This is a genomic window from Pseudoduganella rivuli (assembly GCF_009674485.1).
Classification (GTDB): domain Bacteria; phylum Pseudomonadota; class Gammaproteobacteria; order Burkholderiales; family Burkholderiaceae_D; genus Rugamonas; species Rugamonas rivuli_B.
On record NZ_WKJJ01000020.1, the window covers coordinates 131,816 to 139,005 of the forward strand.

The 7,190-nt window shown below is 44.9% G+C and carries 6 protein-coding genes; 3 read left to right on the top strand and 3 right to left on the bottom strand.

Features of this window, described 5'->3' with window-relative positions; all coding sequences use genetic code 11:
• Positions 1 to 65: 65 nt before the first annotated feature.
• Entirely contained in the window at positions 66 to 1,757 is a 1,692-nt protein-coding gene (locus tag GJ700_RS27500) for an ATP-dependent nuclease (protein ID WP_195764027.1), read from the bottom strand.
• Between the two features lie 369 nt (positions 1,758 to 2,126).
• Between GJ700_RS27500 and GJ700_RS27505 the strand changes: the two genes are divergently transcribed.
• Positions 2,127 to 2,540 (top strand): DUF1249 domain-containing protein, encoded by a 414-nt coding sequence (locus GJ700_RS27505; protein ID WP_195764028.1) that lies wholly within the window; start codon positions 2,127 to 2,129, stop codon positions 2,538 to 2,540.
• Between the two features lie 136 nt (positions 2,541 to 2,676).
• Positions 2,677 to 3,591: a GIY-YIG nuclease family protein gene (locus tag GJ700_RS27510; protein WP_154380037.1), complete on the top strand. Its 915-nt coding sequence runs from the start codon at positions 2,677 to 2,679 to the stop codon at positions 3,589 to 3,591.
• 422 nt (positions 3,592 to 4,013) lie between these two features.
• Here the strand turns inward: GJ700_RS27510 and GJ700_RS27515 are convergent, their stop codons facing one another.
• Together GJ700_RS27515 and GJ700_RS27520 are read right to left on the bottom strand one after the other, a co-directional pair.
• Positions 4,014 to 4,664: a hypothetical protein gene (locus GJ700_RS27515; RefSeq protein WP_154380039.1), complete on the bottom strand. Its 651-nt coding sequence runs from the start codon at positions 4,662 to 4,664 to the stop codon at positions 4,014 to 4,016.
• On the bottom strand, positions 4,665 to 6,284 hold the full coding sequence (locus GJ700_RS27520; protein ID WP_154380041.1) for a hypothetical protein: 1,620 nt from the start codon (positions 6,282 to 6,284) through the stop codon (positions 4,665 to 4,667). It abuts the gene before it with no gap.
• A gap of 293 nt (positions 6,285 to 6,577) precedes the next feature.
• On the opposite strand from GJ700_RS27520, the gene GJ700_RS27525 reads away from it, so the two are divergent.
• Positions 6,578 to 6,991 (top strand): DUF1249 domain-containing protein, encoded by a 414-nt coding sequence (locus GJ700_RS27525; RefSeq protein WP_154380043.1) that lies wholly within the window; start codon positions 6,578 to 6,580, stop codon positions 6,989 to 6,991.
• Positions 6,992 to 7,190: the final 199 nt, after the last annotated feature.

A 7,190-nucleotide genomic window follows, 5' to 3' on the forward strand; every position in this document is an offset into this window, starting at 1 on the left:
AAGAACGGATTGTCAAAAAAAGAAAAATTTTCAGCCGCAGTATTGTAAAAATCATTGCACCGAATTTATTTTTTTAACCTGTTTTCTAGAGCTGTGACCAGTTCAATCAATGGCTTCCCTCGATGCACGTGCAGGACTTGAATACCGTTTTCAATCTTCTCGGCAACAATTTCTGCAACAAATATCTTTACCTTACTTTCTATTCTATCACTCCAAGGTTTAGTGGCCGCCTCAAAGCATGAACGGACTCTATCTGACCATTTCTTTTTTGTGTCTTTGAATTCAGTTCGTCGAAGATCGATTCCATACTCATCGATAAATTCGTTGATATAAGATCCTACGTCTAACATGTCTTCGAATTCGGCATGCGGCATGCCCTTTATGCTCACCATATTTGTTTGAGCAATCTTTACGGTTCCTTGCTCCAATGCCTTATCTCTTGCCAGAATTCCCTCAGCATCACCATCTAAAAATACGTGAACACTGCAAATTTCGCTAGTAACAAGAGACGCTTTATACGGTATTTTGCTAGCCCCACCGGCTGGATCAATGATCAAAGATCCGTTACGTATCGCTGTTTGGATAACCGGAGAGTTCTTTTTAAAATAAGCATCCAGTATAATCTTATCATCCGCGCCTTCGACCAAAAGGGCAAGAGATGCATTTACAAGATTATCTGCGGGCACAACTCCGAGAACTTCACGAATTTCGCTTAGCTTTTTAGCCGCTTGCGCTCTATTCGCTCGGACAATGATATTGCTTTCGATATCATCCCGATTGACTAGCGATGGGCAATGGGTTGTGACAAAAATTTGCTTTTCGGACGACATGTTTTGCAAAATGTCACGCAAGCTATGGATAGCCCCAGGGTGCAAATGCGACTCGGGTTCCTCGATCGCCAAAATAGTGAACATGCCATCACGTGCATCGATTTGCTGAAACAGGCTTAACGCGATCACACTTTTAATACCATCACCCTTGCGGCGTATATTTGTTCTTGTCCCATCATCAACGAATATAGTTGGAACATTTCGTATCGCACGACTTTGAGCTCCTGGTTTTGAAGTAATTTCAATTGATTTAACTTGTGGAAGAAATGCGTTGACGGAAGATGTGAGATTTTTTGAAAGATTTTTTAAAATTTCGGCCTGTTTTTTATTAATTAACTCGATACATTTTTTGTAATCTTTATCATCATCGAGTTTGGCCATCTCGCGACTCAACATCCTTTGGATTATCTGCGATGACTGTTCCTCCGTTCTAATCGTTGGAATGTAGTTTATCGCCAAACGTCGTCCAATGAAATCTGCTATCTTTGCACTCTTCTTTTCGAGGGAGGCCATATTCTTCCCAGACTTCACAACTCGAAATGTTGCCTCGTTATCTTTGTCTACAGTTACGGAAATGGGTAAATAACCGTTTAGCGAGACGCCAATCTCTGATTTGAATTCTTCGATTTCGCTTTCGATCAATAAAAATTCCACTCGAAACTCGGTGAGTTTTTTTGATTTTGATTTCTGCAAATGAAGAGGGAAATCTCGTGTCCATAAATATGGTCTTTCGTTTGAGATATCACCTTCATCAGATTCTCCCTGGGCATGCAAACCGATTATTTTCATTGCAGTTACGAGAGCTGAAAGCAAGTTCGATTTGCCTTCATTGTTTTGACCGATTAAAACCGTAAAATCTGAGGTTGGGATATTTTCGGTTTTTGTGATGCTGCGGTAGTTGTCTACTGAAAAACTTACGAGTCGCATGTCCATCCTAGTTTATGAAAATATTTATCACAGATTGGTCTATTTTTGAATTTGAATATTCTAAAAATTTTCTTTCTGTAATGCATATATTGCTAATATCTAAAAAATACCAGCTAGTTGTTTGATAGACACGTTATAGCCGTATATTGCAATAACTCCTGCTGTTGAAATTGTGTACGGCTGATTCTGGCCCCTCGCCGGTATCTGTTCTTGGCCGAACGCGGCTTGATGCTGACAAGAATATCATCTTGCCGAGATGAAAAATACGCACATTCTCACATGGCTGGCCGCGCAGGCACATCAGGGACGCGTTGTCTGCGTCCGTTTTTCCATGGATGGTTCCCGTATCGTAAACAACGGGGAATCGACATGGATCTCTATCAAAAGAACTACCGCAAGCTGCTTCAACTTCTTCCAGATCTACACGACATGAGTGGGCCAGCTAAGCTTGCCGCGCTTGGGCATACCGATGTGCACGTTGATGTCATCGAGCGGCACCCGCACCGTCTGGTGCTTCGCATGAGCCACTACCTTCAGCGGCTTCATGGCGCGGCGATACCAGACCCTGACATGACCGTGGAAGTATATTTGCTAGCCGAAAGCGTTGGGGTGCTGACCTACAGTGATTGCTTCGGCTCACGGAAAGTTTTCTGTCCCGAGTTGATGGCATTCAGCCCCCTGGCAAAGGCAGAACTGAACAACTTCCTTGAACAGTGGCTGACAAAGCTGATTGCTGAAGAGCGAACTGAAGTGAAGTGCGACTTGACGGCAAGGACAAGTTAAAAATTGGACAATGCCCTTTTGTTTGTCTCGCGGCTGTGACAGTCATCGAACCACACTCCTCAGTTCTGCTATTGTTCTGGTATTGAAAGCTGGGATTGAAGGATGGGGAAAAGCATAAGAAAGCTGGGATTGAAGGATGGGGAAAAGCATAAGGATTTACCTGCCAAACGAAACAGTCGCAGGCATTCGACACGCTGAAATAGCAAATTGGACCGGACAGGCGCTTGCCTGTCCACGCGCACTTTTTAGTGAACTACGTGAATGGCCTGAAGTACAACGCCCTGGCGTCTATATCTTGTTTGGCGTCAATGATGAGACTGGCGCTGAAATCGCATACATAGGCGAAGCCGAAGTACTCGCTGACCGCTTACAGAGCCATATGTCAGGAAAAGAGTTTTGGTCAGAGCTGGTGAGCTTCAGTAGCAAGGACGAAAACCTCACAAAGGCGCATGTGCGCTACTTGGAAGCACGTCTGATGTCGTTGGCTGGCGAAGCAAACCGTTACCGGCTTGAGAACAGCATAGCTCCAGCACTTCCTTCGTTGCCGAGAGCTGACCGAGATGCAATGGAGGAATTCTTGGGTTTCGCCAAGACCTTGCTAGGCGTTTTGGGATACCGCTTACTAGACCCTCTCGTCGTCCGCGAAAACCCAATGAATGCACAGATCGCCGCGATGGTTCAAAAATTTCCTACACCCGCGTCAAAGGTTCTTGTGCCTTCTGCTGTTTTTCATCTTCGGATTAGTGGCCTGCATGCCAGGGCTGTCTGGACTGAAGAAGGGATGGTTGTCTTTGAAGGGTCTGATGCCGCCCTAACTCCCGCGTCCAGTCTTACCGGTGGAGCTGCCACCTTGAGGCAGGCGCTGGTTGAATCTGGAGTACTTGCCAACTCAAACGAGAAGATGATCTTTAAACGAGATCACATGTTTAAGACACCATCCCAAGCAGCGGGGATAGTTACGGGATACTCGATAAACGGACGAGACAACTGGAAACTTGATGATGGTACGACCTTCAAGCAGTACTTTGAAAGAGGCCTTGATCTAATTTAGCGGTAACGTATGGCTCGCATGTGATATAGATTGGCCGTATAGCCATGACACCCCGGTGAGTTCGGTCATCACATTTGCCATCGCATCCCTACTTTGCGATCTTGTCAACAACGTGCAAAGCCGCGTAGAATGCGGCAGACGCGGGTGTAGCTCAATGGTAGAGCTGAAGCTTCCCAAGCCCCGCCACATCAATAACAGCCACTATTCATGCGGGTTTTAAACGCATGAAAATGCGATCTTGCCAAAACTCCAATTTATTCAACAAGTTAATAGCCATCACAGTTTTGCCCCCTCATTTAGTCGAAAAAGCTGCTATTACAGCGTTATGGGAGAAGGTCTAGTGACGATACATGAATTATTTTCTGCATAGAATCTCATGCAAGTTCTCATGCGCACGCTATAAAAGGCTATAAGAAACATAATTACGGCAAACGGCGAGTGTTTTTAGATCCCGAAACTGATTCTTGAGACCTTTTTAAACCTCCACTCAGCTCGATTTTTATCGTTCCTTCGCAGTTCACCCTAGTTTCCGCAGTGGGGGCCTTAATGCCAAGAACAGCGATGCAGAGCTTAATACTATCTTTTGTTATCTTTGCCTTGACATTGGCGCCCCCAAATTCAAATTCCGGTTGGCAAACTACACCATTCTCAGATTGCACGCCAAGTCCACCGCAAATAGTAACAGTAGCTTCCGGCTTATGTGCTAGTTGAGCACTTTGATTCGAAACGCTGCTCTTCATGGTTGCGACCGTATTACCGTTTTCCAAATCATATTCTATTCCCAAGGACTTGGAAAATCCTATAATGTCTACATTTGCGTCAGCTGAGACAACACTCCAATTCTTGTCAAATCCAGCGAGGAATTCTTCAAATTCCTGCTTGATACTACCCCACATATTGTTCGCAGACGTAGCACGCGGACCGGTCTTGCTTTGCATTACGCTAGTGCTTTCGTTCATTACTTCAGCACCCCGGCCTTGATTGTGCTCGTTAGGAGGTGGTGACGCGAAGTTTTTGCTCCCTGGAGAGACTGAGGTTTTTCCTTCTCGAGAAAGGTCGGTTAAAACGCCCATTTAATCCTCCAGGTCTTCCAGGAATACAATATCGAGATCCAATTCAACGCCACCTTCACAATCCATTATCGGTTCACCACGTGACGAGTTGGTGGCGTATACCTCCCAAAGGGATGAATCGCCAGCAGATAGCGGAGACACATTCCACAGTTCTCCGTTCTGTTGGCATTCTGGCTCTCGACCAGAGCGTACAAAAACACGGCCTAGCCAAAGATGTCCAAGTTGACTCTGCTTGTGTTCAAAATCTGAAGGCAAAAATTCCGCCGAAGATGTAGTTAACCAAGGCCTGGCATCGTCTGCACAAATTCTAATGCTCCCAGTAGTAGATTGTACTGTGCTCTGAGCAACGCTAAATTTCCCGTATTTGAAAACTGCAGTTGAAGGAGGTTTAATGCCAATAGATATTGTACCGAGAATTGTGCTTCTACTTAAATGAGCGCTGATGTTTCGTATTCTAATATGCGATGCCATCATAATTGGCGATCTAAACTTGAATGTGGCACGTCGAAGATCATTCTCATTATTTAGCTCCTTAAATTCTGAAAAGGCTAAGTAAATACTGACAGTCGTACGACGTTCCATAATGCTCAGATTATTAATAAGGCGGATACAATTTTGAGTAAACGCTATATATGAATCGAGCAATCGAACTTGTGATTTTGTGCAATCCTCTATTGTAGGCTGTGTTACATCGATCCCATAAATAATACGCACTCCTTCCGCGATGCAATTAATACGTTCGCCTGCTTCGAGAAGATCGCGCACATAGCGATTACGGATAGGTTCTAATTGCTCAAGATAGTTATGTGGTGCACCTTTTGATTTGAATGCGTTCAACTTGAGTTCCAAATTATCAAGTAAGTCGGTTACTCTCCTAGCATATACGTCCTTAGCTGTCGTTGCCTCGTGTATTCGGACTTTTTCGTGCAATTCTTGCATCAGCTCTTTAGCATCGCTTTTATCAGTCGAGTTTCCTGTGGCCGGATAGGATTCGGATGAATTTAGTGGATAATTCTTACTCAATGCTGCGAATTCGAGTGCGGAAAACTTAATTGTGTCCTGTTCTCGCTGAACCGGAAATTGGGCTAGAAATCCATGGCTATGAGTGCCCCCGGCAGCTGTGGTATAGTTCCACGCTTTTTGCGCGCTCCACTGATCTTGTGTTAAAAATGAATCTATTTTTTCGCTTATTTGCTTAGCTACTTCAGTAGATACTCGGAAAGATAGTTCACCTATTGCAGCTTCTGCCCCAAACAGATTACTTCGACTTTCGAACTCGATCTTGGCTGTATGAGCCGTTTGAGAGAGTTCATTCAGTTGGTGAAATCGTTCTTGCCACGCAGAGCGGAGTGCATCGAACTTTTCTCGCTCAGCTAAGGCGCGTCGTAAGATATCCATCACACCGTTCAACATCAAGTCGCAATGAAACGGATTTAATCGAAATGGACGTTTATGTTCAAGCTGTTTGTAAAATTCTAAATAACCTGTTTCAATGTGGCTTGTTGTTAAATCGTCATTCTGTTGCAAGGAGTGAAGTATTTCCGCTTGAGTAGACTTAATTTCGCTAATCAAGTTGTTGAGCCCTTGTGCAATTCGGGTTTTATCAAATGGATCATTCATTTTTCACCTATTAATGCTTGGAACAACGCTTTAATTTAATTGAGTTGCACCGATTAACTAGCTCGTTAATGAAATAACTTCGGCGACTCGAAAATCCTAATCCGATGATGTGGTCAGATCAGTAAACTATCGCTCCTTCTGGCTAAACTGGTAGGTGTAGAGTAGCATTTCATCTAGGTGAAAAATACGCACATTCTCACATTGTTGATACTGGCATTACTTAGCAAGACAGCGTTGTCTGTTTCCGTTTCCCCGTGGATGGTTCCCGTACCGTAAAACAACGTGGAATCGAAATGGATATCTATCAGCAGAACTACCTCAGGTTGCTTCAACTTCTTCCCGATCTGCGCGATATGAGTGGCCCTGCCAGGCTCGTTGCGCTTGGGCATACCGATGTGAATGTTGATGTGATCGAGCGGCATCCGCACCGCTTGGTCCTACGTATGAGCCACTATCTGCAGCGGCTGCATGGCGCAGCGATACCTGACCCTGATATGACCGTGGAAGTGTACTTGCTCGCCGAAACCGCTGGTGTGCTGACGTACAGTGATTGCTTCGGCTCGCGGAAGGTGTTCTGCCCTGAGTTGATGGCATTCAGCCCACTCGCCAAGGCAGAACTGAACAACTTCCTTGAACAGTGGCTGACAAAGCTGATTGCTGAAGGGCGAAATGAATTGAAGTGCGACTTGGCGGCAAGGACAAATTAAAAATTGGACAGTGCCTTTTTTTGTTAGCCTCGCGGCTGTTATGGTCATCGGACCACACTCCTCAGTTCTGCTTGTTGCGCGCGGAGTAAAAATGAGCCACTTCGCGCAAAGTAAAACTGAGCCACTTTTTTGTAAAGTCAGGTCTTTTGCGCGAGACCTGAGTGCTACACAAGGAAGAGTGGATGGAAATACATGTGCT

Bases quoted from the DNA above. Each gene is read 5' to 3' on its own strand.
- GJ700_RS27500 (WP_195764027.1), bottom strand. From the start codon at position 1,757: ATGCGACTCGTAAGTTTTTCAGTAGACAACTACCGCAGCATCACAAAA.
- GJ700_RS27505 (WP_195764028.1), top strand. From the start codon at position 2,127: ATGGATCTCTATCAAAAGAACTACCGCAAGCTGCTTCAACTTCTTCCA.
- GJ700_RS27510 (WP_154380037.1), top strand. From the start codon at position 2,677: ATGGGGAAAAGCATAAGGATTTACCTGCCAAACGAAACAGTCGCAGGC.
- GJ700_RS27515 (WP_154380039.1), bottom strand. From the start codon at position 4,664: ATGGGCGTTTTAACCGACCTTTCTCGAGAAGGAAAAACCTCAGTCTCT.
- GJ700_RS27520 (WP_154380041.1), bottom strand. From the start codon at position 6,284: ATGAATGATCCATTTGATAAAACCCGAATTGCACAAGGGCTCAACAAC.
- GJ700_RS27525 (WP_154380043.1), top strand. From the start codon at position 6,578: ATGGATATCTATCAGCAGAACTACCTCAGGTTGCTTCAACTTCTTCCC.